General features: G+C 67.9%; 1 pseudogene. It reads right to left on the bottom strand.

Features of this window, described 5'->3' with window-relative positions:
* Positions 1–1,137, bottom strand: a pseudogene (locus EOA60_RS34015) (protein ndvB); the annotation flags it as partial.

The raw sequence follows: 1,137 nt of genomic DNA on the forward strand, positions 1-1,137 counted from the left end.
GTTCTGCGCAAGCATGGCGCCCGTCGCGGCGTCCCTGGTCGGCACGATGGTTGCCGCCGTGCGCGAGCGATGGCCGCCGAGCACCCACTCGGCATAGGCATAGACGCGCAGCCTTTCCGGCGCGGGGCCGGCATTCTGGATGCGCAGCCGGGTGATCTTCACCGGATCCACCGGGTCGACGACCTGCGTCAGATCCATCGACAGCGGCCCGCGCTTCGAGCGGAAGGTCGAGAACCCCTGCCCGTGCCAGGTCTCGTAGGTCATCGAGGGATCGCGCACCACCGCGGCCATCGGCGAGAACGCCTTGCCGCTCAACTGGTCGTAGATATAGAAGCCCTCGCCCGGCCGGTTCGACACCGGGTCGTTCGACCACGGCGTCAACTGGTAGTCGCGGCTGTTGCGGCTCCAGGTGAAGCCGGCGCCCTCGGCAGAGACGTGGAAGCCGAAGGAAGCGTTGGAGATGACGTTGATCCAGGGCTGCGGCGTCACACGACGGCCGGTCAGCCGCGTCACGTAGTGGCGGCCGTCGCCGTCGAAGCCGCCAAAGCCGTTCCAGAGGCTGAGGCCGGTGCCGTCGGCGGCAATATCGGCTCCCCCCTCGCTTGCCCGCGTCGGCTCAGGCAAAGGCGGCGACGGCTGGCGGGCCGGAACGCCTTCCGCCTGCTGCAAAGCGTCGCGAGCCTGCAATGCCGCCGTTTCGGCCCGCTCGAGCTGGTCGAAGATGGTGCCGTTGCGGGTGTGGAGCGCAACACGCGCGACCGACAGTAGGGTCTTGTAGGTCGGCTCGTCCATCAGGTCGCGGCGCACGGCGAAGATGTGCTGACGCGGGCCAAGCTCGCGACCACGCAGGCGGCTGTTCTCGCACAGCGTCTCCACTGCGCGCTGCAGGTCCTGCACGTAGGAGGATGCCTGCTCGTTGACGACGACGAAGTCGATCATCATGCCGCGGGCGCGCATGTATTCCTGGAAGCGCAGCGCCTGGGCGACGATCTCGAGATCGGCGACGTCGCCGATGCGCACCAGGAAGATCGGGAAATCGCCGGAGATGCTGGTCGGCCAGAGGCTCGATTGGCGGCCGAGGCCCGAGGCGATGGAGTCGGCGGGCAGACGCAGGAACGGATCGGGATAGATCAGGTA

This window comes from Mesorhizobium sp. M1A.F.Ca.IN.020.06.1.1, assembly GCF_004023265.1.
Lineage (GTDB): Bacteria > Pseudomonadota > Alphaproteobacteria > Rhizobiales > Rhizobiaceae > Mesorhizobium.